The organism is Kitasatospora sp. NPDC091276 (genome assembly GCF_040684355.1).
Taxonomy (GTDB): domain Bacteria; phylum Actinomycetota; class Actinomycetes; order Streptomycetales; family Streptomycetaceae; genus Kitasatospora.
In genome coordinates, this window is the sequence record NZ_JBFBFU010000002.1 from 216854 (window position 1) to 241738 (window position 24885).

At 75.2% G+C, this 24885-nt stretch carries 20 protein-coding genes; 12 read left to right on the forward strand and 8 right to left on the reverse strand.

Going from position 1 to position 24885, the window contains the following annotated elements:
• Nucleotides 1-6: 6 nt before the first annotated feature.
• Nucleotides 7-2013: a DUF2264 domain-containing protein gene (locus AB0O19_RS03140; RefSeq protein ID WP_363617366.1), complete on the reverse strand. Its 2007-nt coding sequence runs from the start codon at nt 2011-2013 to the stop codon at nt 7-9.
• A gap of 209 nt (nt 2014-2222) precedes the next feature.
• Here AB0O19_RS03140 and AB0O19_RS03145 point away from each other — a divergent pair, with 209 nt between their 5' ends.
• From AB0O19_RS03145 to AB0O19_RS03180, 8 genes are all read left to right on the forward strand, one after another.
• Nucleotides 2223-3560: a sugar ABC transporter substrate-binding protein gene (locus AB0O19_RS03145; protein WP_363617368.1), complete on the forward strand. Its 1338-nt coding sequence runs from the start codon at nt 2223-2225 to the stop codon at nt 3558-3560.
• A gap of 83 nt (nt 3561-3643) precedes the next feature.
• Complete coding sequence (locus tag AB0O19_RS03150) at nt 3644-4507, forward strand: sugar ABC transporter permease (protein ID WP_363586496.1); 864 nt, start codon at nt 3644-3646, stop codon at nt 4505-4507.
• Nucleotides 4504-5406: a carbohydrate ABC transporter permease gene (locus tag AB0O19_RS03155; RefSeq protein WP_363586471.1), complete on the forward strand. Its 903-nt coding sequence runs from the start codon at nt 4504-4506 to the stop codon at nt 5404-5406. Before AB0O19_RS03150 ends, AB0O19_RS03155 begins: the two co-directional genes overlap by 4 nt.
• A 65-nt stretch (nt 5407-5471) precedes the next feature.
• On the forward strand, nt 5472-6452 hold the full coding sequence (locus AB0O19_RS03160) for a hydroxyacid dehydrogenase (protein WP_363617613.1): 981 nt from the start codon (nt 5472-5474) through the stop codon (nt 6450-6452).
• 37 nt (nt 6453-6489) lie between these two features.
• Nucleotides 6490-7641 (forward strand): Gfo/Idh/MocA family oxidoreductase, encoded by a 1152-nt coding sequence (locus AB0O19_RS03165; protein ID WP_363586472.1) that lies wholly within the window; start codon nt 6490-6492, stop codon nt 7639-7641.
• Nucleotides 7641-8813, forward strand: coding sequence for a dihydrodipicolinate synthase family protein (locus AB0O19_RS03170; RefSeq protein ID WP_363617369.1), 1173 nt, complete (start codon nt 7641-7643; stop codon nt 8811-8813). The genes AB0O19_RS03165 and AB0O19_RS03170 overlap by 1 nt, the downstream gene beginning before the upstream one ends.
• Complete coding sequence (locus AB0O19_RS03175; protein ID WP_363617371.1) at nt 8810-9691, forward strand: sugar phosphate isomerase/epimerase; 882 nt, start codon at nt 8810-8812, stop codon at nt 9689-9691. The genes AB0O19_RS03170 and AB0O19_RS03175 overlap by 4 nt, the downstream gene beginning before the upstream one ends.
• 73 nt (nt 9692-9764) lie before the next feature.
• On the forward strand, nt 9765-11570 hold the full coding sequence (locus tag AB0O19_RS03180; RefSeq protein ID WP_363617373.1) for a beta-galactosidase: 1806 nt from the start codon (nt 9765-9767) through the stop codon (nt 11568-11570).
• Between the two features lie 99 nt (nt 11571-11669).
• On the opposite strand, the gene AB0O19_RS03185 is transcribed toward AB0O19_RS03180, so the two are convergent.
• Nucleotides 11670-12461 carry a methyltransferase domain-containing protein gene (locus AB0O19_RS03185; RefSeq protein ID WP_363617375.1) on the reverse strand — a complete coding sequence of 264 codons (792 nt, stop codon included), beginning with the start codon at nt 12459-12461 and terminating at the stop codon, nt 11670-11672.
• A 306-nt stretch (nt 12462-12767) separates the two neighbouring features.
• On the opposite strand from AB0O19_RS03185, the gene AB0O19_RS03190 reads away from it, so the two are divergent.
• On the forward strand, nt 12768-13859 hold the full coding sequence (locus AB0O19_RS03190; protein ID WP_363617377.1) for an N-acetylmuramoyl-L-alanine amidase: 1092 nt from the start codon (nt 12768-12770) through the stop codon (nt 13857-13859).
• A 77-nt stretch (nt 13860-13936) separates the two neighbouring features.
• Here AB0O19_RS03190 and AB0O19_RS03195 read toward each other — a convergent pair whose 3' ends face one another.
• On the reverse strand, nt 13937-14386 hold the full coding sequence (locus tag AB0O19_RS03195; RefSeq protein WP_363617379.1) for a helix-turn-helix transcriptional regulator: 450 nt from the start codon (nt 14384-14386) through the stop codon (nt 13937-13939).
• 311 nt (nt 14387-14697) lie between these two features.
• Here AB0O19_RS03195 and AB0O19_RS03200 point away from each other — a divergent pair, with 311 nt between their 5' ends.
• Together AB0O19_RS03200 and AB0O19_RS03205 are read left to right on the forward strand one after the other, a co-directional pair.
• A complete protein-coding gene (locus AB0O19_RS03200; protein ID WP_363617381.1) occupies nt 14698-15795 on the forward strand; it encodes a DUF2690 domain-containing protein in 1098 nt (365 codons plus the stop codon).
• Nucleotides 15796-15851: 56 nt separating this feature from the next.
• Nucleotides 15852-16421: a DinB family protein gene (locus AB0O19_RS03205; RefSeq protein WP_363617383.1), complete on the forward strand. Its 570-nt coding sequence runs from the start codon at nt 15852-15854 to the stop codon at nt 16419-16421.
• A 38-nt stretch (nt 16422-16459) separates the two neighbouring features.
• Here AB0O19_RS03205 and AB0O19_RS03210 read toward each other — a convergent pair whose 3' ends face one another.
• On the reverse strand, nt 16460-18892 hold the full coding sequence (locus AB0O19_RS03210; protein ID WP_363617385.1) for a polysaccharide lyase 8 family protein: 2433 nt from the start codon (nt 18890-18892) through the stop codon (nt 16460-16462).
• A 100-nt stretch (nt 18893-18992) separates the two neighbouring features.
• On the reverse strand, nt 18993-20009 hold the full coding sequence (locus AB0O19_RS03215; RefSeq protein ID WP_363617387.1) for a LacI family DNA-binding transcriptional regulator: 1017 nt from the start codon (nt 20007-20009) through the stop codon (nt 18993-18995).
• Between the two features lie 399 nt (nt 20010-20408).
• On the opposite strand from AB0O19_RS03215, the gene AB0O19_RS03220 reads away from it, so the two are divergent.
• Complete coding sequence (locus AB0O19_RS03220) at nt 20409-21776, forward strand: DUF2252 domain-containing protein (protein WP_363617615.1); 1368 nt, start codon at nt 20409-20411, stop codon at nt 21774-21776.
• Nucleotides 21777-21879: 103 nt separating this feature from the next.
• Here the strand turns inward: AB0O19_RS03220 and AB0O19_RS03225 are convergent, their stop codons facing one another.
• The 3 genes from AB0O19_RS03225 to AB0O19_RS03235 are packed head-to-tail and all read right to left on the reverse strand — an operon-like array spanning nt 21880 to nt 24632.
• Nucleotides 21880-22566, reverse strand: coding sequence for an alpha/beta fold hydrolase (locus AB0O19_RS03225; RefSeq protein ID WP_363617389.1), 687 nt, complete (start codon nt 22564-22566; stop codon nt 21880-21882).
• 27 nt (nt 22567-22593) lie between these two features.
• Entirely contained in the window at nt 22594-24072 is a 1479-nt protein-coding gene (locus tag AB0O19_RS03230; protein WP_363617391.1) for an MFS transporter, read from the reverse strand.
• On the reverse strand, nt 24069-24632 hold the full coding sequence (locus tag AB0O19_RS03235) for an XRE family transcriptional regulator (RefSeq protein WP_063350572.1): 564 nt from the start codon (nt 24630-24632) through the stop codon (nt 24069-24071). Before AB0O19_RS03235 ends, AB0O19_RS03230 begins: the two co-directional genes overlap by 4 nt.
• Nucleotides 24633-24885: the final 253 nt, after the last annotated feature.

The window sequence follows — 24885 nt, forward strand, 5'->3', positions numbered from 1 at the left end:
TGCTCCTCAGGTTCGGTCGCCGGGCGGAAGTCGGCGGGCGAAGGCCGCTCCCGGCGACAGCTCCGCCTCGTGGACGGTGCCGTCGGCCCACCGCACCCGCAGCCGGTAGGCCTCGTCGGGAGCGGCCGCCACGTCCGCCGTCGGGCCACCGAGCGGCGGGAGCTCGCCTGCGGCGGCGGTGAGGCGGGCAGCGGTGAGGCGGGCGGCGGTGAGGCGGGCTGCGCACACCAGCAGGTGGACGGCCCCGCCGGTGGCGCCCGTCAGGACCGGCAGGGCGGCGGCCGCCCCGAAGGCCGTGCCGTCCGGGACGGGGCTGGTGCGGGCGGCGGTGTAACCGTGCAGGGCGCGCAGTTCGCTGGTCAGCAGACGGCCGTCCAGCGTGCGGACGGTGGCGGTGGCAGCGGCGGTGGCGGTGCCGGGCCGGGCGGGTGGCAGGTGGTCTCCGGCGACGGCCCAGCCGCCCTCGCGCAGCGGGGTGCCGGGCGGGGCGCCGACGACCAGGTGGGCGCGGACCTCGTCGGCGCCGTGGGCGAGGGTCAGCGAGGTGACGGTGACGCCGGGCAGGGGGTGTCCGGCGGCCCGGGGGCGGTGGGTGGAGGCCGCCCAGCCGTCGCCGGTGGCGAGCGGGGTGATCGGGCCGCGTTCGGTGGGTTCGCCGTCGACCAGCAGGGCGAGGTGGTTGTCGGCCGGACCGGTGTGGACGGGGCCGGTGGCGGTGGAGTGGGCGAGCCGCGCGTAGTGCGGGTCGTCGGGGTGGACTCGGTCGGCGGGCTGGTCGTCGCTGCCGTGGTTGTGGAGGCGGACCAGGCCGTCGGCCGCGGTGGACTGGACCAGCCAGCCGGGGCCGGGCAGCGCGCGGACGGTGTCGCGGCGTTCGGCGGGCGCGGGCTCCTCGCGGTCGGTCCAGGCGGGGTGGCCGGCGGGCAGCAGCAGGCCGAGGAAGCCGGAGGCCGCCCAGTAGGGCGAGGAGGGGCCGGAGTAGGGCTGGACGAGCGGGGGGTGGGGGCCGTACCAGCCGAGGGTGAGCAGGCCGTCGGGGCCGGTGGCGCCGCGGTCGAGGAAGTGGCGCAGGGCGCCGGAGGCGAGTCGGCGGGTGGTGCCGGGGGTGAGCGGGGTGTGGCCGGTGAGCGTGCCGGCCCAGAGCGGGGCGGCGGCGGCGAACCGGTAGATCAGCGAGCGGCCCTGGTGCACCGGCGCGCCGTCGCCGCCGAACAGGTGGGCGTGGTCGGCGAGGTGGGCGGCGAGCCGGGGGCCGTACTCGGCGAGCAGGGCGCGGTCGTCGGCGAGGTGGGCGTGCAGCACGGGGTAGAGGTGCAGGGCCCAGCCGTTGTAGTGGTCGAAGGCGCGGGGGCGGCCGTCGGTGTACCAGCCGTCACCGAGGTAGAAGCGGTCGACGCGGTCCAGTCCGCGCCGGACGGCGGCGCGGGCGGCGTGCTCCTCGATGCCGGCCTCGGCGAGGAAGCCGCCGACGGCGAGCGGGAAGAGCCACCAGTTGTTGTCGTTGGGCGTGCGGTGGAGGGTCTCGGCGAGCCACCGGGCAGTCCTGGTCCGGACGTCGGCGGGGAGGCGGTCCCAGAGCCAGGGGCGGGTCAGCCGCAGGGCGAACGCGATGGCCGCGGCCTCGACCATGGCCTGGCCGCGGTCGGTGACGACGGGCCAGGACGCCGGGTCGTCGTCGGTGAGGTCGCGAGCGGTGGTGGGGTGGCGGGTGCCGGCGTCGAGTCCGGCGGCGTAGCGGTCGAGCAGGCCGTGGGGGTCGGCGCCGCCGGCGCCGGCGATCCGCAGGGCGGCGAGGAGGAAGGTGCGGGCGAAGCCTTCGAGGGCGTCGGAGCGGCGGCCGGACCAGCTCGGCCGGGGGCCGGGGAGGTCGATCAGCGCGTGTCCGGGGCCGGCCCAGGGGAGGACGGCGTCGAGCAGCCCGTCGGCGGCGGCCTCCCAGTGGGCTCTGGTCCAGCCGGTGCGGGGGCTGAGGGCGTGGTCTTCCGGGGGCAGCAGCACGGCGGTGTCCTCCATGGCCCGGGGCTCGGGAGTCGCGCCCCGTGCGGGGAATCTAGAAAGCGGTTGATCGTTCGTCAAGGCTTTTGATCGCAACGGATCATTTGATCCAGATCTCTTGACTTCGATCGATCGCCCGCCCAGGATGGCGACCACTTGCCCGCCCGGTCGCGGCCACCGGCAGCCCCCCTGACCCCCGGCCGCGCCCCCCTCTCCCGGAGTCGTGCATGCCCTCACTCCCGCTCCCCCTCCCCCACCCCCGGCGCAGACTCCTCCGCGCGGCCGCCGGCGGCCTGCTGTCCACCGTCCTCCTCGCCGCCTGCGCCGGCAGCGGCGGCGGGGCCCCGAAGGCCGACGACGGCAAGCCGGTCACGCTGACCTTCTGGGCCTGGTCCAAGGGGACGAAGGAGGTCGTCGCCGCCTTCAACGCCTCCCACCCCGACGTCAACGTGGTCTACGAGGAGATACCCTCCGGCACGGCCGGCGGGTACGCCAAGATCTCCAACGCGGTGAAGGCCGGCAACGCCCCCGACGTGTTCAACGTCGAGTACGCCCAACTGCCGGACTTCGTCAGCCAGGGCGCCGTCCAGGACATCTCCAAGCTCGTCCCCGGCGAGCTCAGGGCGAAGTACCTGCCGCAGACCATGGACCTGACCACCCTCGGCGGCCGCACCTGGGCGCTGCCGCTGGACGCCTCGCCGCAGGCCTTCTACTACCGCAAGGACCTCTTCGACCGGGCCGGCCTCACCCCGCCGAAGACCTGGGACGAATTCCGCACCGCCGCGCAGAAACTGAAGCAGGCCCAGCCGGACACCCGGATCGCCACCTTCTTCCCCGACGACCCGGCCACCTTCGAGGCGATGGCCTGGCAGGCCGGCGCCCACTGGTTCACCGGCCGCGACGACGCCTGGAGCGTCGACCTCAACGGCGCCGGGACCAAACCGACCGCGGACTACTGGCAGCAGCTGATCGCCGAGGACCTGGTCCGCGTCCAGCCCTCGTTCAGCCAGCCGTGGACGGCCTCGCTGCAGAAGGGCGAGACCGCCGGCTACCTCGGCGCCTCCTGGGGCGGCGGGGTGCTGAAGGGCACCCTGCCCGACGCGGCCGGCACGTGGGCCGTCGCCCCGGTGCCCAGCTGGGACGGCACCCCGGCCAGCGGCATGGTCGGCGGCACCACCTTCGCCGTCTCCAAGGACAGCAGGAAGGCCGGGGCCGCCGTCGAGTTCGCCACCTGGGCGACCACCACGCCGGAGGGCATCAAGGCCCGGATCGCCTCCGGCACCTCCTCCGCCTTCCCGGCCGCGCCCGCCCTCGTCCCGGTGGCCGAGGAGGCCTTCAAGGCCGACTTCTACGGCGGCCAGGACGTGTACGCGCTCTACACGGACGCCGCGAAGTCGATCAAGCCGAACTGGCAGTGGGGCCCGACGATGAACGCGACCAACAACGCGCTCAAGGACGCGTTCGGCAAGCTCACCCAGGGCGGCACCGTGCAGGCGGCCCTCGACGCCGCGCAGCAGTCCACCCAGGCCGAGCTGAAGAACCGCGGCCTCAAGGTCAAGCAGTGACCGCCCACCCGCCCCGCACCGGGCCCGGGCCCGCCGTCGCCGCCCGCGCCCGCCGGCGCGGGCGGTACGGAGCCCCGGCCGTCCTGCTCGCCCCGTTCGTGCTCCTGTTCACCGCCTGCACGCTCGTCCCGATCGGCTACGCCGTCCACCTCAGCCTGTACACCGAGCACCGGTCCGGGCTCGGCTTCGGCGGCGGCGAGACGGTCTTCACCGGCCTCGGCAACTACGCCCGGGCGCTCGGCGACCAGGCGTTCCGCTCGGGCTTCTGGACCACCGCGCAGTACTGCCTGCTCTACATCCCGCTGATGACGGGGCTGGCGCTGCTCCTCGCGCTGCTGCTGGACTCGGCGCTGGCCCGCGCCCGCCGCTTCTTCCAGCTGGCGCTGTTCCTGCCGCACGCGGTGCCCGGCATCATCGCCGCGCTGATCTGGGTCTACCTGTACACGCCCGGCATCAGCCCGGTCATCGACGTGCTGAACGCCGGCGGCGCCCACCCCGACCCGTTCGGCGCGCCACTGCCCGCCGTGGTCAACATCGCGCTCTGGGAGTGGACCGGCTACAACATGGTCATCTTCTACGCCGCGCTCCAGGCCGTCCCGCGCGAAGTCCTCGAAGCGGCCGTCGTCGACGGCGCCGGACCGCTGCGGACCGCCGTCAGCGTCAAGATCCCGCTCATCCGCGCCTCGATCGTGCTGGTCGGCCTGTTCACCCTGATCGGCTCGCTCCAGCTCTTCACCGAACCGATGATCCTGCACGGCGCCTCCCCCGGCGTCGTCTCCACCTGGACGCCCAGCATGTACGCCTACACCGCCGCCTTCGACCGGGGCGACTACGGCCTGGCCGCCGCCGCCTCGGTGCTGCTCGCGCTCGCCGCCGCCGCGCTGTCCTTCCTCGTCACCCGGGCCACCCGCCCGCGCCCGGACCGGCGGACGGAGGCCACCGGATGACCACGCTCGCCCCCGGACGCCGCCCCCGGCAGCGCTCCGCCGCCCGCAGCCACCCGCCCCGCCGGCCGTGGACGCTCTCCAAGGCCGCCGTCAACGGCGCCCTCGTCCTCGCCACCGCCTACACCCTGCTGCCGCTGCTGTGGCTGGTGACCGCCGCCGCCAAGAACACCGGCGACCTGCTCGGCGGGCGCGCCCTCTCCCCCGCCACCTGGCACCTCGGCGACAACCTGCACGCGCTGGCCACCACCGGGGACGGCATCTACTTCCGCTGGTACCTCAACTCCCTGCTGTACGCCGGGCTCGGCGCCCTGGCCTGCGCCCTGGTCTGCGTCTGCGCCGGGTACGCGTTCCACGTCCACGCCTTCCCCGGCAAGGAGAAGCTGTTCGGCCTGGTGCTGCTCGGCGTGCTGGTGCCCACCACCACGCTGGCCCTGCCGATGTACCTGCTCGCCTCGGACCTCGGCGTGGTCAACACCTTCTGGGCGGTGTTCGTGCCCTCCCTGGTCAACCCCTTCGGCGTCTACCTCGCCCGGGTGTTCTGCGCGGGCTACGTCCCCGGGGAGGTGCTGGAGGCGGCCCGGATGGACGGCGCGGGTGAACTGCGCACCTTCTGGTCGATCGGCCTGCGGATGATGACGCCCGGCTTCGTCACGGTGTTCCTCTTCCAGTTCACCGCGATCTGGAACAACTTCTTCCTCCCCCTGGTGATGCTCTCGGACAACCGGCTCTTCCCGGTCAGCCTCGGCCTGTTCAGCTGGAACGCCCAGACCCACGCCTTCCCCGAGTACTACCCCCTCGTCGTCAGCGGCTCGCTGCTCGCCGTCCTCCCGCTGGTGGCGGCCTTCGTCGGCCTGCAACGCCACTGGCGGGCCGGCCTGACCGCAGGAAGCGTCAAATGACCACCACCACAGCCGACATCCGCTCCCCCGCCGCCCCGGCCCGCCGGCCCCGCGCCCTGCTCGCGATGGACCGCGCCCTGCCCGCCCGGCTGCTCGACCGGCACGCCGTCCAGCGGCTCACCGACCTCGCCGACCTCGACCCCGACCTGGTCGTGGACGACTTCGCCGCCCCCGAGGCCGCCGCCGCGCTGGCCCGCACCGAGGTCATCATCAGCGGCTGGGGCTGCCCGCCGCTGGACGAGGCCGTGCTGGCCGCCGCGCCCCGGCTGCGCGCCGTCATCCACGCCGCCGGCTCGGTCAAGCACCATGTCACCGAGGCCTGTTGGCGGCGCGGCCTCCTGGTGACCTCGGCGGCCTGGGCCAACGCGCTGCCCGTCGCCGAGTACACCGTCGCCGCCGTGCTGCTCGCCAACAAGCGGCTGCTCGCGATCCGCGAGGACTACCGGCACCGGCGCGCCCCGCACGACTGGCAGGGCGCCTACGCCGCCGCCGGGAACTACCGGCGCACAGTGGGCATCGTCGGCGCCTCCCGGATCGGGCGCCGGGTGCTCGAACTGCTCGGCCCGCACGACCTCGACCTGCTGCTGTACGACCCGTACGTGGAGGCCGCCGAGGCCGCCGCGCTCGGTGCCCGGGCCGTCGGCCTGGACGACCTGTGCGCCTCCTCCGACGTGGTCACCGTGCACGCCCCCGAACTGCCGGAGACCCATCACCTGGTGGACCGTCGCAGGCTCGCCCTGATGCGCGACGGCGCCACCCTGGTCAACACCTCCCGCGGCTCGCTGGTCGACCAGCAGGCGCTCACCGACGAACTCGTCGCCGGCCGCCTGGACGCCGTCCTCGACGTCACCGTCCCCGAGGTCCTGCCCGCCGACTCACCGCTGTACGAGCTGCCGAACGTCCTGCTCACCCCGCACGTGGCCGGCTCGCTCGGCGGCGAGCTGCACCGGATGGCCGCCGCCGCGGCCGACGAACTCGCCCGCTACGCGCGGGGCCTGCCGTTCGCCCACGCCGTCCACCCCGAAGGCATCCACCGCACGGCCTGACCGCCCCCCCCCGTTACCAGCTGCAAGGAGAACACCCGTGGACCGCAAGGTGATCGGTGTCGTCCTGAACGGCGTCACCGGCCGCATGGGCCACCGCCAGCACCTCGTCCGCTCGATCCTCGCCATCCGCGAGCAGGGCGGCCTCGACCTCGACGACGGCCGGGTGCTCTGGCCCGAACCCATCCTGCTCGGCCGCAACGAGGCCAAGCTGCGCGCCCTGGCCGAACGCCACGGCCTGGAGCACTGGACCACCTCGCTCGACGAGGCGCTCGCCCACCCGCTCACCGAGGTGTACTTCGACGCCCAGGTGACCCCCGCCCGGGAGGCCGCCCTGCGCGCCGCGATCGGCGCCGGCAAGCACGTCTACACCGAGAAGCCGACCGCCGAATCCCTCGACGCCGCCCTGGAGCTGGCCCGCCTCGCCCGGGCGGCCGGCGTCCGCAACGGCGTCGTCCAGGACAAGCTGTTCCTGCCCGGGCTGCGCAAGCTCAAGCGGCTGGTCGACGGCGGGTTCTTCGGCCGTATCCTCTCCGTGCGAGGCGAGTTCGGCTACTGGGTCTTCGAGGGCGACTGGCAGAGCGCCCAGCGCCCGTCCTGGAACTACCGCGCCGAGGACGGCGGCGGCGTGATCCTCGACATGTTCCCGCACTGGCGCTACGTGCTGGACAACCTCTTCGGGCCCGTCCGCACGGTGTACGCGCACACCGCCACCCACATCCCCCGCCGCGTCGACGAGCAGGGCCGGGCCTACCCCGCCACCGCCGACGACGCCGCGTACGGCGTCTTCGAGCTGGCCGGCGGCGTCGTCGCGCAGATCAACTCCTCCTGGGCGGTGCGGGTCGACCGGGACGAACTGGTCGAGTTCCAGGTCGACGGCACCGAGGGCAGCGCCGTCGCCGGGCTGCGCGAGTGCCGCGTCCAGCACCGGGCCACCACCCCCCGGCCGGTCTGGAACCCGGACCTCCCGGCCACCGACCCCTTCCGCGCCCAGTGGCAGCCGGTGCCCGCGAACGAGGAGTACGACAACGGCTTCAAGGTGCAGTGGGAGCTGTTCCTGCGCCACGTGGCGACCGGCTCCGCCTACCCGTGGGACCTCCTGGAGGGCGCCAAGGGCGTCCAACTCGCCGAACTCGGCCTGCGCTCGGCGCGCGAGGGCCGCCGCCTCGACGTCCCCGAGCTGGTGCTCTGATGGCCGAACTGGACCTGCCCGGGCACGGCCGGCTGCGGCTGCACGAGCCCGCACCGCTCGACCTGCCCGCGCACCCGCCCGCCTCCCGCACGGCCTTCGCGGCCGCCCACGTCGTCGCCGACCCGCTCGGCCCCAACGCCGCCGGCGCCCCGGCCGCCCTGGACTGGGACGCCACCCTCGCCTTCCGCCACCGCCTCTGGTCGCTCGGCCTCGGCGTCGCCGACGCCATGGACACCGCCCAGCGCGGCATGGGCCTGGACTGGGCCGCCACCCGCGAACTCATCACCCGCTCCGGCGCGGCGGCCCGCGCCGTCGGCGGCCGGCTCGCCTGCGGCGTCGGCACCGACCAACTCACCGACCCGGCAGGCTCCTTGAGCGACATCACGGCCGCTGCCCTGAGCGAGGTGGCGGACGCCTACGAGGCACAGCTCGCCGTGGTCGAGGCGGCCGGCGCGCAGCCCGTCCTGATGGCCAGCCGGGCCCTCAACTCCCGCGCCCGCGGCCCGGAGGACTTCCTCCGCGTCTACGACGGGCTGATCCGGCAGTCCGCCCGGCCGGTGATCCTGCACTGGCTCGGCGCCGCCTTCGACCCGGCACTGGCCGGCTACTGGGGCTCCGCCGACCTCGACGCGGCCACCGACACCGTCCTCACCCTCATCCGCGAACACCCCGGGCGGATCGACGGCATCAAGGTGTCGCTGCTGGACGCCGACCGGGAGATCGCGCTGCGCCGCGCCCTGCCCGCCGGGGTGCGGCTCTACACCGGCGACGACTTCCACTACCCCGAACTGATCAAGGGCGACGAACTCGGCCACAGCGACGCCCTGCTCGGCGTCTTCGACCCGATCGCCGGCCACGCCGCGGCAGCCCTGCACGCCCTCGACGCCGGCGACACCGCCCGCTACGACGCGCTGCTCGGCCCGACGCTTCCGCTGGCCCGGCACCTCTTCGCCGCGCCGACCTACCAGTACAAGACCGGTGTGGTCTTCCTCGCCTACCTGGCCGGCCACCAGGAGCACTTCACCATGGTGGCCGGCGCCCAGAGCGGCCGGTCCGTACCGCACCTCGTCGAACTGCTCCGGCTCGCCGACGCCGCCGGGGTGCTCCCCGACCCCGAGCTCGCGGCCGACCGGATGCGCCGCTACCTCGCCCTGGCCGGGTGGTCGGCATGACCGCACCTCACCCCGCCGAACGGGGCACCGCCGCCCCCGGACTGGAACGGCTCTCGCTCAACCAGATCACCACCAAGCACTGGTCCCTGCCCGAGGCCGTCCGGGGCTGCGCGCAGGCGGGCATCCCGGCGATCGGCCTGTGGCGGGACAAGGTCGCCGAGACCGGAACGGCCCGCGCCGCCCGGCTGGTCCGCGACTGCGGCCTGACCGTCAGCAGCCTCTGCCGGGGCGGCTTCCTCACCGCCGCCGGAGCGGAGGGCCGCCGCGCCGCGCTCGACGACAACCGGCGGGCCGTCGAGGAGGCCGCCGAACTCGGCACCGACACCCTGGTGCTGGTCGCCGGAGGCCTGCCCGAGGGCAGCCGCGACCTGCCCGGCGCGCGCGCCCGGATCGCCGACCTGCTCGCCGAACTCGCACCGTACGCCGGGCAGTTCGGCGTAAGGCTGGCCATCGAACCGCTGCATCCGATGTTCTGCGCCGACCGCGCCGTGGTCTCCACCCTCGGCCAGGCGCTCGACCTCGCCGCGCCGCACCCGGCCGCCCAGGTCGGCGTGGTCGTCGACAGCTACCACGTCTGGTGGGACCCGGCGCTGCCCGAACAGCTCGACCGGGCGGGCCGGGACGGCCGCATCGCCGCCTACCAGGTGTGCGACTGGACGCTGCCGCTGCCCGCCGACGTCCTGCTCGGGCGCGGCCACGTCGGCGACGGCCACATCGACTTCCGTTCCCTCACCGACCAGGTCACGGCCGCGGGCTACACCGGCTGGATCGAGGTCGAGATCTTCAACGAGCGGATCTGGGCCACCCCCGGCGCGCAGACCCTCGCCACCGTGGCCGACCGCCACCGCACCCACGTGGTCGTCGCGCCGCGCCGGTAGCCGTCGGGCGCCCGCCGTTCGGCCCTGCCCTACCCTGGCAGCCCGTGCCACCCCCTCGAAAGCTGGTCATGCCATGATCGAAACGATCGAACTCGACTACGACGACTCCGGGTTCCGCCGCAACGGGGCCCCGCACCGGATCGTCGCCGGCGCCCTGCACTACTTCCGCGTCCACCCCGAGCTCTGGGACGACCGGCTGCGCCGCCTGCGCGCCCTCGGCGTCAACACCGTGGACACCTACATCCCCTGGAACTTCCACGAACTTCCCACCGGTGAGATCGACTTCACCGGCTGGCGGGACGTGGCCCGGTTCGTCCGGCTGGCCCAGCAGCACGGACTGGACGTCATCCTGCGGCCCGGCCCCTACATCTGCGCCGAATGGGAGTTCGGCGGCCTGCCCGCCCGGCTGCTCGCCGTCGACGGCCTGCGCCTGCGCTGTGCCGACCCCGCCTTCCTGGCCGCCGTGGACGGCTGGTTCGACGCCCTCGTACCCGAGCTGGTGCCGCTGCTGGCGAGCCGCGGCGGTCCCGTCGTGGCCGTCCAGGTCGAGAACGAGTACGGCAGCTACGGCACCGACGCCGGCTACCTCGCCCACCTGCGCGACGGCCTCCTCGCGCGCGGCGTGGACTGCCTGCTGTTCACCGCCGACGGCGCCGAGGACTTCATGCAGCAGGGCGGCGCGATCCCCGGCCTGCTCGCCACCGCGACCTTCGGCTCCCGCGCCCCCGAGCGCTTCGAGGTGCTGCGCCGCCGGCAGCCCAAGGGGCCGCTCGCCGCCATGGAGTTCTGGATCGGCTGGTTCGACCGCGTCGGCGGGCCCCACCACGTCCGCGACCCGGAGGAGACCGCCCGTTCCCTGGACGCACTCCTCGCCACCGGAGCCTCCGTCAACCTCTACATGGCCCACGGCGGCACCAACTTCGGCCTCTGGTCCGGCGCCAACCACACCGGCACCAGCCCCGACACCCCGGGCTACGAGCCCACCACCACCAGCTACGACTACGACGCCCCCATCGGCGAGGCCGGCGAGCTCACCCCCAAGTTCCACGCCCTGCGCGACGTCATCGGCCGGTACCTCCCCCTGCCCGACGGCGAACTCCCCGCCGAGCCGCCCCGCCTGGCCCCGCGCCGCATCGACCGCAGGACCGGCCGGGCCCGCCTGTTCGACTCCCTCGACGCGCTCGCCACCCCGCACCACCGGCCCGTCCCGGAACCCATGGAGAACCTCGGCCAGTCACTCGGGCTCATCCACTACCGCACCCGTGTCCCCGGTCCCCGCCCCACCCTGCCGCTGCGCGTCGACGGCCTCGGCGACCGCGCCCAGGTCTTCGCCGACGGCAACCCCCTCGGCACCCTCGACCGCAACGACCCCGGCGCCACCCTCCCGCTGGCCACCGCGCCGGCCGGCACCACCCTGGACATCCTGGTCGAGGCGCTCGGCCGCACCAACTACGGCCCCCAACTCGACGACCGCAAGGGCATCCGGCGCGGCGTCTCGCACGAACGCCAGCGCCTCCACGACTGGGAGATCCGCCCGCTCCCCCTCACCGACCTGAGCGGCCTGGCCTTCGACCCGGCCACCGCCGCCACCGACGGCGACCCGGCCTTCCACCGCTTCGAGACCGACCTCGACACCCCCGCCGACGCCTTCCTCGCCCTCCCCGGCTGGGGCCGCGGCCTGCTCTGGCTCAACGGCTTCCTCCTCGGCCGCTACACCGACGAGGGACCGCAGCGCACCCTCTACGCCCCCGCCCCGCTCTGGCTCCCGGGCACCAACACCCTCGTCCTCCTCGAACTCACCCGCCACGGCGAGGCCCTCGACCTCCGCGACCGACCCGACCTCGGCCCCGTCACGGACGCCCCCAGCTCCGAGTTCTGAAACCCCGCCTCACCGACATCGTGACCGCCCTGCTCACCGGCTACGCCGTCGCCTCGACGACCCGTCCGGTCGGGGACTGAGCGTTCCCGCGGTGGTCGGCTACCGGCGCCGGCCCCAGCAGGTGATCAGCGGGGCGGTGGTCACGTCCAGTTCGGTGTCGCGGAGGTTGGCCAGGTGCCGGTCCAGGTCGGCGGCGGTGAGGTCGGGGCCGACCAGCTGGTCGCGGAGCTGACGGACCGTCGCCGCCTCCAACTCCCGGCAGGCCGGGGAGGTGACGGGGAAGTACGCCTCGGCGGCGACGTCCGTCAGGCCCGCCTCGCGGAGCAGCCGGGGCAGGGTGCGGCCGAAGGCGAGGTCGGCGCCGCGCTCGGCGAGCCGGGCCCGGAACGCCCGGCGCACCCGGTTCGCCAGCTCCTGGTCCGGTCCGTGCTCGTCCGGGCAGGCGAGCGGTTGCAGGGCCGGGTCCGCGTCCTCCACCACCAGCCAGCCCCCGGGCCGGACCGCCGACGCCAGCCGTCGCAGCACCTCGGCCCGGTCGGGCAGGTGCACCAGCACCAGGCGGACGTGCACCAGGTCGAACAGCTCGTCGGGCAGCGGGTCGCGGGTGACGTCGTGCCGGCGGACCTCGACGCGGTCGGCTGGCAGTCCGGTCAGCCAGCTGGTGTCGAGGTCGCTGGCCAGGACCCGGCCGGTCGGCCCGACCCGCTCGGCCAGCGCCAGCGGGATCCCCTGGCCGCCCGCACCCACCTCCCAGCAGTGGTGCCCGTCGGCCGGGCCCAGCCGGTCCAGGTGCTCCAGCGTCCACGGGTCGAACAGCTCGGCGATGCCCTCGAACCGTCGGCCCGCCTCCTGCTGCCGGTTGTCCAGCAGGTAGCCGCGCTCGTCGCCCATGCTCCGCGCCTCTCGGATCGCCCTTGCCCGTCGCCCCGCCCGTCGCTCGACGCGGCCGACCGCGATGGTAGGCGATCGGCGCCGGGTGCGCGAAGGCGCCCCGAGGAACGCACCCTCGCGTCTCCCGCCCCGGGCTGCGGCGTCCCGGGACGGGGGAGGGACGGCGAAGCCATGGTGGACCGGGCCTCCGCGCTCCTAGCGTGGCGGCCGACCGGTCCGACGGGTGCGGACCGCCCGCGGACCCGCCCGGACCCGCCAGCCAGCCCGCCCGCCAGCCCGCCCGCCCGCCCGCCCGCCAAGGAACAGGTGACCCCGTTCATGTACCCCGACTTCACCCCGCCCCGCCCCGGTCGCCGCTCCTTCCTGACCGCCGCCCTCGCGGTCGGCGGCGGCGCCTTGCTCGCGTCCGCCCTGCCCGCCGGGGTGGCGCGAGCCGCCGACGGGCCGACGGTCGCCGACACGGCCGCATGGGGCGCCCGGCCCTCCAGCATCCCCGTCAACGTCCTGGCCGGGGTGCCGGACAAGGTGATCGTGCACCACACCGCGACCCCCAACGTGACGGACTACTCGCAGGCGGCCGCGTTCTCGCTGGCCCGGTCGATGCAGACGTACCAGATGGACAGCGAGGGCTGGATCGACACCGGGCAGCACTTCACCATCAGCCGCGGCGCGTACGTCCTGGAGGGCCGCCACAACAGCCTGTCCACGCTGCGCGGCGGCGCCCAGCACGTCGAGTCCGCCCACTGCACGGCGCAGAACACGGTGGCGATCGGCATCGAGAACGAGGGCACCTACACCACCGTCGACCCGCGCGGCGAGCAGTACGCGGCGCTGGTCGACCTGATCACCTACATCTGCCGCCAGTACGGGCTGCGGGCCTACCAGATCTACGGGCACCGGGACTTCAACAACACCGAGTGCCCCGGTGACCGCCTGTACGCGCTGATCCCGCAGCTGCGCCGCGACGTCGCGGCCCGCATCGGAGGAGACCCGACCGGGCCCGTGTGGCCGGTGCTCACCAGCGGGGCCTCGGGCGAGACGGTGCGGACCCTCCAGTACCTGCTGGTGCAGCACGGCGCGAGCCTGACCGTCGACGGGGCGTACGGGCCCGCCACGCAGAGCGCCGTCACGGCCTTCCAGAACCTCACGCACGCCGCCGCGGACGGCATCGCGGGCAACCAGACGTGGAGCCAGGCGGTCGCGCCCCTCGCCGACGGCGCCTCGGGCGGCGCGGTGCTGGCCGTACAGAACCAGTTGGTCGCGCACGGCATCCAGGTGGGCGTGGACGGCGCGTTCGGCCCCGGCACCCGGTCCGCGGTGACGGCCTTCCAGACCTCGGCCGGACTGCCCGCCGACGGGGTGGTGGACGCCCGCACCTGGAGCCGGCTGGTCGCCTGACCCCGTGCCCGCCGGCCCTGGCCCGGATCACCCGACGCCCCCGCGGATCCGTTGCGTCCGCGGGGGCGTCGTCGTGGTCAGCCCAAGGTCCTGTCCGGCCGGGACGGCCGGCGGCCTGTGACGGCCAGCACCAGGCCCGCCCCCAGCACCAGCACGAGGGCGATCAGCGGCCTCAGCAGGGCCGTCCGACAGCGGTGGGTCCCCGTCGGCCCGGGTGCCGGCGGCACGGCGGTGTCCGGCGGTGCGCCGACCGGTGCGCCCGCGGCGCGGCAGCCGTCCGCCCGGCGCCACAGGTCGAGCAGCCGGTCGGCGTCGCCGGCGCAGACGGAGGCGATGCTCTCCACGGCGTCGCGCGGCGGGAACTGCTTGCCGTTCACCCACCGCTCCCAGGAGGACTTCGCGTAGTGGGTGCGTTCGCTGATCCGGGCGTACGTCAGGCCCGACTCGGACTTCAGCGACCGGAGCTCCCTGGCGAGTTCGTCGGCAGGGGCTGGAGACGTGGTGTACGACGCGTGGTGGCGGTCCATGTGGCTTCTCCCCCGTTGCTCTGTGCTGTGACCGTGCCCGGGCCGGGAGCCTGCCGGCGTGCCGGCCAAGGCGCGGCCCACTCTGCGGGATTCTCCGCCGGTCTTCGAGCGTCTTCGGCGGTTCTGAGACGGTCCGAGGTCGTCCCACGGCCCGGAGCTGCACCTTGGGACGCCGGGGCGGAGGCATCGTGAGACGGCGTCCGGGACGCGGGCCCCGGGTGGGCGCGCCGCAGGGCGCGGCGCAGGGCGCGGCGCCCGGGGAAGCGGGCGGTGGCCGAGAGAGGTCGACCGATTAGACTGATCATCCGAAAGTGGATCAGTTTGCATCCTCCACCGACCCGCCCGAGGTACCCGCGATGAGCCAGTCCTGGAAGCCGCTCCCTGACGATCTTTCGGAACCCGCTCGGCGTCTGGCCGAGGAGCTGCGCGCGGTCAAGGACGCGCACCAGGTCTCACTGGCCGAACTCGGGAAGAGGACCTACCTCAGCAAGGCCTCCTGGGAGCGCTGGCTGAACGGGAAGCGCCTGATCACCCCGCAGGCCCTGGCCGGCCTGATCGCCACGGTCGAGTGCGACGCCGATCTGCTCACCTCCCTGCTGCGGAAGGCCGAGGCCGCGCGCGACGCGGACGAGGCGCTCTCCCCCGAGGCCGCGCCCGCGCCGGCCGAAGCCCCCGTGCCCGCGCCCGCAGCGCCGGCCGAGGCCCCCGAGCCCCAGCCCGTACTCGCGCCCGCGCCCGCACCGCCCGCCGAGGTGCCCGAGCCGGCGGCCGAAGCGCCCGACGCCGCCCCCGCCTCACCGCGGCCCGCCCCGTGGCGGCGGCCGGCGGCCGGCGTGGGAGCCGCCGTCGCCGCCGTGCTCATCCTGTTCGCGGCCCTGTACCTGCGCGGCCCGCACGGCGGCAACGGCACGGCATCGGCGGCGACGCTCCCGCCGAAGACGGCGGCGACGACGGCGACGGCCGGGTCGGCGCCGCTCTGCGAAGGCGTCGGCTGCGCCGGCAAGGACCCCCAGGACATGCGGTGCGACGTCGACCAGCGCACCCTGCTGACCGGCAACGTGGGCAAGGTCGTCCTCTACGTCCACTACAGCCCGCGGTGCCGGGCCGCCTGGTCGGGGATCACCGACGGCTCCCCCGGGGACAGCGCCACCATCACCACCAACCACGGCTCGCAGGAGACCGCCCTGATCCACTGGGGCTACGACAACTACTCCGTGATGGTCGACGCGAGCCCCGGCGACACCACCTTGCAGGTGTGCGGCCACCAGAAGGAGGGCGACAGCTGCACCGGCGTCGTCACCGACCTCGCCGCCCGCGCGAGCGCCCTCCCCGGCCCCCCGCCTCCGGCCGCCGCTCCCACGCCCACGCCGACACCCACGCCGACACCCACGCCCACGCCGACGCTCTGAGGAGCCGCCACCATCGCGGCGAAACTCACTGGCGGCTCGGGCCCGCACGAACGAACATGGCCCGCATGAGCGACCAACCCGAACGATGGACCCAGGCGACCGTCTACCCCGACATGTGGGCCGACCCGGACGACGACCCCCGCAACAGCGAGGGAGTCAGCCCGGACGGCGAACTCCCGACTCTGAACGACTTCCTGACGAACTACCGCCACACCCTGCGGATGAAGTGCGAGGGCCTGGACCCGGAGCAGCTGGCCCGCCGCTCCGTCCCACCGTCGACGATGTCACTGCTCGGCCTCGTCCGGCACCTCGCCGAAGTGGAACGGGACTGGCGCGGCTGGATCAGCGACGGTGATCCGCTGCCGAAGCTCTACGGCCAGCGGGACGCGGACTTCGACGGAGCCGTCGCCGAGCAGGCCGAGGTCGACGCGGCCTTCGCCGACCTCGCCCGCGAACAGGCCGCCACCGACGCCGCCCTGGCCGCACACCCCGATCTGGGCGTGCGGCTGGGGAAGAACGGCATCGCGGTGCGAGAGCTGCTGGTGCACAGGATCGACGAGTACGCCCGTCACTGCGGGCACGCCGACCTGTTGCGCGAGTGCCTCGACGGGCGGGTCGGCCAGTGAGGCCCGCCCCGGTGCGCTGACCTCGGCGGGCGGCCCCGTCAGGCGGCGCCCCGCCGGAACACCGCCGACAGGCTCGCTCCCCCGGTGCCCGCCACCGCGCAGCGCAGCGCCAGCGGCCCGGCGTCCGAGAGCACCGTGATGCCGGTGCCGCCGCTCGCGAGCCGGTAGCCGTCCCGCGCCAGCGTCAGCTGGACGGTGGCCGCCTTCCGGGTGGGGTCGGCGACGGCGACGGAGAGGTCGCCGCCGTTCTCGCGAAGCAGGACGGAACAGGGGGCGGAGACGGTCAGCGGGCCGACCGTGCCGGGGGCGAAGAAGTTGGCGAGGGTGAGTCCGAGACCGGGCACGCTGATCGCCTGGGCGGCGGCCGTGTTGGCGAGCACGGTGGCCGTCGGGGCCGCCGCGCGGGCCGCCGCCTGGTCCGGGCCGGCCCCGGGCATCAGCACGTAGTGGTACGTCCCGTCGACGGGGTCGGTGCCGTGGTCGAGGCCGATCGACAGGTAGGTCCGGGTGATCGGGTCGGGCGCCCCGCCCCGGTTGATGTCGGCCCACGCCCCGGTCCGCCGTTCGCGGGCGAGGTCGAGGGTGGCGCCGTCGGGGAACACCCAGGCGCCCGACCCGGCCAGCGCCGCCCAGCGGACGCCGTCGGCCCTCCGGCTCCAGCCGGGGTCGGCGGGCTGGCGGACGCCGTCCAGCACGAACTCCCGGTCCTCGCGGGCCCCGAGGTTGCGGTGGTCGACGGTCGTGCGGACGGCGACGCCGTCGGTGCAGCCGATGCCCGCGCCGAGGCAGACGATCGAATCGTCCAGGCAGAACCAGGACTTGCGCCCGACCAGGGCGGAGCCGAGGCCCCGGACGTCCTGGCCGACCACCGACCAGTCGCCGTCGCTCGCCCCGCCCGCCCAGGCGGTCGCCGGGCGGGCCTGGCCCCAGTCGCCGCCGGCCCCGTCGGCCAGCGGGCGCGTCGACACGGTGGTGCCGGGCAGCCGGTAGGGGTCGGCGGTGGGCCAGAAGGAGTCGCTGTACTGCTCGTCGCCCTGCTCGCCGCCGTACCAGTAGAGCATTCCGCTGCCGCTGTGCCAGGCCCGCAGGTTCTCGCCGTTACCGCACTCGTAGAAGGCGGTCCGGGACGAGGACAGGCTGAGCTGCGCGCTCCAGCCGGGCCGGCGGTGGACGGCCCGGTCCATGGTGAACACCCGGCTGCCCGTGCCCTCGTCCGCCGCCCGGGTGCCGGAGTCCGCCAGGAGGGCCTGTGCGCGGGCGAGTTCGGGGATGTCGGCGAGGACGTTGGACAGGTAGGGGAGCACCTGGTCGCGCTGGAGGGAGCCCTTCACGGCGGCGCGCCAGGCCGCCGCCTGGGCGGCCGGCACCGACCCGGAGTCGGCCAGCCGCAGGACGTCCCCGAGCAGGGCATGACCGCGCACGTGGTCGTCCAGGCGGGCCCGCCGCGCGTCGCCGGCCTGCACGCCCCGGCTGACGGCGCGGCCCGAAACCCCGTCCATCACCAGGCCGTTGAAGAGGAACGGCAGGAACCCCCGGTCCACGGCGGTGAAGACGTTCCGCAGCGCGGGATCGGTGACGGCCCAGGGCGTTCCGGCGAGCAGGCGCAGCAGCCGGCCCAGGCTGCCGAGCAGCACCTCGCCGTAGCTGCCGGTGTACGGCACCCAGGTGTGCTGGACGAAGCTGCCGTCGGCGTAGATCCCGTCGCCGGTGGTCACGTAGCGGAACACCGGTGACAGCCCCCGCTGCGCGGCGGCGACCGGGGCCGCCGAGCGGCCGATGACACCGCGCAGCGCGAGCACCCGGCACAGGTCCACCCGGTTGGCCCCGGTGCTGGTCCCGGTGTACTTGTCGACCACCGTGGACGGGACGAAGTGGTCCACGGCCGCACCGCACGCGGCCGCCCGTTCGGCCGTCAGGAGGTCGCCGATCAGCACGCACACGTCCAGCAGCGCCTGGGGGGCGCCGATCTGCCAGTCCCACCAGTTCCCGTACGACGTGGTGGTGGCGGTGTAGGCGCGCTGGAGCACCCAGTCCAGGCCGGTCGCGACGGCGGCGCCGAGGCCGGGATCGCCCGTCGAGCCGGTGGCCGGCCGGGTGAGGGCCAGGGCCATGAGCCGAAGCCGCCCGACCGTCGACGTGACGGCGGCGGAGGCCGAGCCGACCGGCAGGTCGGGCCAGAGCGACCCGGGCTGCGGGCTCAACGCGGCCTGATGGCCCCGCGCCTGGTCGCCCAGCGCGGTGAGCGCGCGGGCGAACGGCGGCGCGGCCGGGTCGTACCCGGTGCCGGTCAGCTGCTCGGACCAGGCCGCGCGCATCGCGTCGTAGCCGTCGGCGGCCCGGGCCTCGGTGGGCCCGCCGAGCCACCACGCGGCCGCCGCGGCGGTGGCGGCGGCGCTGGTCCTGAGCAGTCCGCGCCTGCTCAGGACCGGTATCGCCGCCGGGCCACCGGTCTCCGTCCACGAGCTGTCCATCGGGCCGTCCTTCCTCGCGAACTCCCTTGTCTGACCGGAGAGTAAGCGCTTTCTATCGCGAGGACAACGCTTCCGGCACGGGCCCGTGACCGGAGGCCGGCTACCCGACCGGCCCCGTCGACCCGCGGGGCACCAGCTCGGTGGCGAGGACGGCCCGCTGCCGCTCGGGGCCGGGGCGGTGCAGCGCGAGGCGCAGCGCCGTGCGGCCGAGGTCGAGGTGCGGGATGCGCACGGTGGTCAGGCCGGGCCTGAGGTCCTCGGCCCCGGGCAGGTCGTTGAAGCCGACCACCGAGACCTGTCCGGGCACGGCGATCCCGTGCTCCCGCAGGACCGTCAGCACGACGGCCGCCACGTCGTCGTCGTGCGCGAAGACCGCCGAGAAGTCCGGCGGCCCCTGGGCCAGGCGGCGGCGCAGCCAGGCCCGCGCCCCGTCCCGGGTGTGACACCCCTCCACCGTCAGTTCGGCCGGGCGGCGCAGACCGTGGGCCGCCAGCGCGGCCTCGTACCCGGCGAGGCGCTCCCGGGTGGTGGTGGTCGCGGCCGGTCCGCCGAGGAAGAGGATCCGCCGGTGGCCCAGCGCCAGCAGGTGGTCGACGGCCGCCCGCGCGCCGCCCGCGTTGTCGTAGTGCACGGCCGTCAGCGGCAGCTCCTCCCCCGGGGCCGGCCGGCCGCAGAGCACCAGCCGGGAGCCGGCCGCGTCCAGGATGCGCGCCAGCCGGGCGATCCGGGAGCGGTACCCCGGGCTGTCCTCCACCCCGCCCACCAGCACGACGGCCTCCACGTCGCGCGCCCGCATCTCCTCGACCAGCGTCAGTTCGCGGTCGGGGTCGTCGTCGGTCGCCGCCACCAGGCAGAGGCAGCCCTCGTCCACCGCCTGCCGCTCCACGCCGTGGGCGACCCGGTTGTGGAAGGGCGCCGCGAGGTTGCCCAGCAGGATCGCCACCGTCCGGGACCGCCGGCCGGCCAGCGCCCGCGCCTGCGCGTTGACGACGTAGTCGAGGTCGCGCACCGCGCGCAGCACCCGCTCCCGGGTGGCCCCGGCCACCGGGTAGTCGCCCGCCAGCACGCGCGACACCGTCGCCATCGACACGCCCGCCAGCGCCGCCACGTCGTTCACCGTGGGCCTGCCCCGCCGGGCTCTCCCCCCGTCGCTCACCGCTGTCCCCCCGGTCCCGACCAGCTCCACGCCCGGCCTCCACGGCGGGCCGTGCCCCGAGGATACGGGCGGCCGCCCTTCCCGCCTCCGCAGACCTCCGAAGACCTCCGAAGACCTCCGAAGTCCTCCGCCGACTGCTCGCCGGCCGTCCCGCGTCCGGCGGGCTCAGGAACCGTCGTCAGATGTCGGACGTCACTCCCCCTGCAAGCCGTTCGCGCAGGTCGCGGGCGAGTGGGAGCCGGAAGGGACGGGTGGGGAACGGTGACGCAGGTGACCGAGGTGACCGAGGTGACCGAGGTGGCGGACGGGGCCGTGGCCGGTGTGGACGGAGCTGCGCCGCAGGGGCGGCGGGCGTTCGCGGTGGCCGGGTTCGCGTCGGGGCGGGGCGGGAGGGCGCGGGAACGGGGGAAGGCGCTGCGCGGGCGCATCCCCCGGGAACGGCACGCGGAGTTCTCGCCCGGGCCCGGGCGGCCGACGGCCGTCGAGGCGATCGAGGCGTCCAACGCGGGCCGGATCGCCGCGTTGGTGCCGATCCGGGTGGGGCGGATGGCCGCCACGCCGTTCGCGTTCCTGCGCGGTTCGGCCGGACTGATGGCCGCCGACCTGGCGGGCACCCCGGACACCGGGGTCGGCGCCCAGCTGTGCGGGGACGCGCACGCCGCCAACTTCGGGCTGTACGGGGACGCCCGCGGGCAACTGGTGATGGACATCAACGACTTCGACGAGACCGTGCCCGGCCCGTGGGAGTGGGACCTCAAGCGGCTGGCCGCGAGCCTGGTGCTGGCCGGCCGCGAGACCGGGGCCGACGAGACCACCGCCCGGGAGGCCGCCCAGCACGCGGCCGGCTCCTACCGCCGGACGATGCGCACGCTCGCCAAGCTGCCCGCGCTGGACGCATGGAACGCCGTCGCGGACGAGCAGTTGGTCTCCTTCACCGAGGCGCACGACCTGGCCGAGGTGCTGCGCAAGGTCGGCGCGAAGGCGCTGGGCAACACCAGCGCCAGGTTCGCCGCCCGCAGCACCGCCCGTACGGCGGACGGCGGACGGCGGTTCACGGCCGCTCCGCCGGTGCTCACCGAGGTGACCGACGCGACCGCGCGGGCCGTCGCGCAGTCGCTCGGCCCGTACGTGGCGACGGTGCCCGCCGAGGTGCGCACCCTGCTGTCCCGCTACCGGGTGCAGGACGTGGCGTTCCGGGTGGTGGGCACCGGCAGCGTCGGCACCCGCTCGTACGTGGTGCTGCTCACCGACCACCGGGACCAGCCGCTGGTGCTCCAGGTGAAGGAGGCCCGCCCGTCCGTGCTGCTGCCGTACCTGGAGCGCGCGGGCCACCCGGTGGCCGGTCAGGACGGCCACGAGGGCCGCCGGGTGGTGCTCGGGCAGAAGCACATGCAGGTGGTCAGCGACACCCTGCTGGGCTGGACGACGGTGGACGGACTCCCCTACCAGGTCCGGCAGTTCCGCAACCGCAAGGGCAGCGTCGACCCGGCCGCGCTGCTGCCGGGCCAACTGGACGACTACGCCCGGATCACCGGCGCACTGCTGGCCCGGGCGCACGCGCACACCGCCGACCCCGGCCTGCTGGCCGGCTACTGCGGCAGGAGCGAGGCGCTGGACGAGGCGGTCGCGGCCTTCGCCGTCGCGTACGCGGACCGCACCGAGGCCGACCACGCCGACCTGGTCGCGGCGGTGCGGGCCGGCCGTCTGCCGGCCGAGTTCGGCGTCTGACCAGGGGCACCGGGCCCGAACGGAGCCCGCGCGTCAGGACGCCCGGGTCAGGACGCCCGGGTCAGGACGTCCGCGTCAGGACGCCCGGGTCAGGACGCCCGGGTCAGGCGGACAGGAACGGCGCCACCGCGGCGACGAACTCGGCGGGCCGGGCACTGTGCACGAGGTGCCCGGCCTCGATGGTGACCATCCGGCAGTCCGGGATCAGCCGGGCGAGCTCGGCGAGCCGCTCCTGCGGGACGTGGCTCGCCGAGCCGCCCGCGACCACCAGGGTGCGGGCGGTGATCCCGGCCATCCCCGCCAGCCAGGCCGGGTCGGGGGTGTCGACCTGCGCCTTGACGGCCTTCACCACGGCCCAGTCGAAGTGCACCGGCTCCTCCGGCGCGTCCGGCACCGCGCCGGCCGGGCGCGGGTGCGGTGCCGGGATGTCCTCCAGGACCAGACGGCCGATCCGCTCCGGCCGGGCCTGGGCGACCAGGTAGCCGACCACGCCGCCCATCGAGTGGCCGACCAGGTCGACCCGCGCCAGGCCGAGCGCGTCGAGGAAGGCGAGCACGTCGTCGCGCATCTCCTCCAGGCCGTACCGGGCGGTGCGGCCGCTGTCGCCGTGGCCGCGCAGGTCGAGCGCGTACACGCGGTGCCTGGGGGCGAGCTCCGGCAGGACGACGTCCCAGTCCGTGGCGCGCTCCCCGAGGGCGTGCAGCAGCACCAGCGCCGGGCCGTCCGGCGGGCCGCTCTCGCGGTAGGCGAGCGCCACCTCGGGCAGGTCCACGATCCGGTTCTCGGTCATGCCCGCCACCGTACGTGCGGGCCTGCGCTAACGGACCGCTGTTCGCCCACGGCTCACCGCGACGGGCTCGCCGGTCGCCTCCCGGGCCGCCCGCCGGCCGGCGAACACCGAGGCCAGGACGGCGAGGGCGGCGACCGCCGCGCACACCACGCTGGTGGCCAGGTAGGCGGAGCGGTGGTCGCCGCCCCCGGCGGTCTGCCGCAGGTAGACGCCGGACAGCGCCGAGACCGCGACGGCCGCCGCGATCCGCTGGGCCATCTGCAGGATGGCCCCGCTCACCCCGGCCGCCTCGGCGGGCGCGTGGCGCAGCACGTACGCCTGGTTGGTGGCGCCCATCACGCCGATCGAGGCGCCGCCGAACAGTTGCAGCAGCGCCAGCAGCCAGGGCAGGACGGCCTCGGGCGCCCAGTGCGCGACGAGTCCGCTCGCCAGCATGACCAGGGCGGAGCCGGTCATGCCCGCGGTGATGGTGCGCCGCCCGAAGCGCTGCACCACCCGCCAGGCCAGCGCGGAGGCGACGCCCATGGCCACCGCCGAGGGCAGCGCGACGAGCGCGGCGCCCATCGGGGAGAGCCCGAGGCCGTCCTGGAGGAACATGGTGAGCACCAGTCCGGCGGCGAGCGAGGAGCCGAACTGGGCCATCGCGGTCGCGGTGCCGAGCGCGTACGGCGCGGAGCGGGTGAGTGCCGGGTGGATCAGCGGGTGGCCGCCGGAGCGGGCGTAGCGGCGCTGCCACCAGGCGAGGGCGCCGAGCAGCAGGACGGCGACGGCGGCGAAGGCCAGCCAGCCGGTCCAGCCCGGCGGTTGGACGAACGGCAGCATCAGGGCGAGGGTGAGCGCGGCGACCAGCAGCAGGCCGACCAGGTCGAGGTCGGCGTGCCGGGCACTCGGGCGCGGCCTGGGCAGGTGACGCACCGCCAGCGCGACGGTGGCCAGGCCGAACGGCACGTTGAGCAGGAAGGTCAGCCGCCAGCCGTGCTCGGGGCCGGCCGCCGCCAGGACCGCGCCGCCGATCGGCGGGCCGAGCGCGAAGGCCAGCCCTCCCGTGACGGCGTACATGCCGAGGGCGCGGGCCCGTAGTTGGCCGTCGAACACGTCCTGGAGGGTGCCGATCATCTGCGAGTTGACCAGTCCGGCGCCCACGCCCTGGAGCAGCCGGGCGGCGATCAGCACCTCGGGCGCGGTGGCGGTCGCCGAGACCAGGCTGACCAGGGTGAACAGGGCGAGGCCGGTGACGAAGAACCACTTGCGGCCCCTGACGTCGCCCAGCCGCCCGCCGGGGATCAGTGCCAGGCCGAAGGCGAGCGAGTAGCCGGCCACGATCCACTGGAGGTGGGCGGGCTGGGCGTGCAGGCTCTCGCGCAGGGCCGGGATGGAGGTGTTGAGGACGGACTGGTCGAGCAGCGTGGTGAAGCCGCCGGCGACGCAGACCAGCAGGACGCGGCGCCCGGCGGCGTCGAAGCGCTCGCGGGGCCCGGCGGCTATCCGGGTCTTCGGGCGCCTCACGGTTCCACCACCACCAGGGCGTACCGGGCGTCGTCCGGGCCGGGGGCGCGGAAGCGGCTGGTCCCGGAGACGTAGCGCAGGCAGTCGCCGGGGCCGAGCAGGTGCCGCTCGCCGTCGACGGTGAGCTCCAACACCCCCTCGAACACCCACAGGTGGTGTTCCAGGTCCGCCACGCAGGGGCGGTCGTAGGCGATGTCGGCGCCGGCGGGCAGCCGGCCCTCGACGATCTCGGCGCGCAGCGAGCCGTGCGGCGGGGAGACGGAGCGGCGGACGAAGCCGGTGGTCTCGTCCCGCCAGATCCGCTGGTCCGCGGCCCGCACCAGCCGGGCCGGCGCCGACTCGACCTCGGCGAGCAGCCGGGACATGGTCCGCCCGTAGACGGCGCAGAGCCGCCCGAGCAGCGCGGCGGTCGGGCTGACCTCGGCCCGTTCGACGCGCGACAGCGTCGAACGGCTGACGTCCGCCAGCCGGGCCAGTTCCTCCAGCGTCCAGCCCCGTTCCAGCCTCAACTCGGCGAGCCGGTTGGCGAGCCGCTCGTCGGCGGCCGTCTCGATTCCCATATTCGCGATGCTATCCCGGATATGAGATCACTCCCAGGGGCGCGGGCGGCTGTGGCCGGGGCGTGGAGAAGGGCGGGAGGCGTGGACTCGGCCGGGACGGCGTGCCGTGTTCGGGTGCGCGCCCCTGCGCTCCTCGCGCCCTCGCCCTTCCTCCGGATCCTCCGCCCCTCGGCTCTTCCGCCCCCTCGGCCCGGGAGGGGCGGTGATCATATGATGTGCGGCGGATCAGGGCTGGTCAGCGGCCCACCGGCGA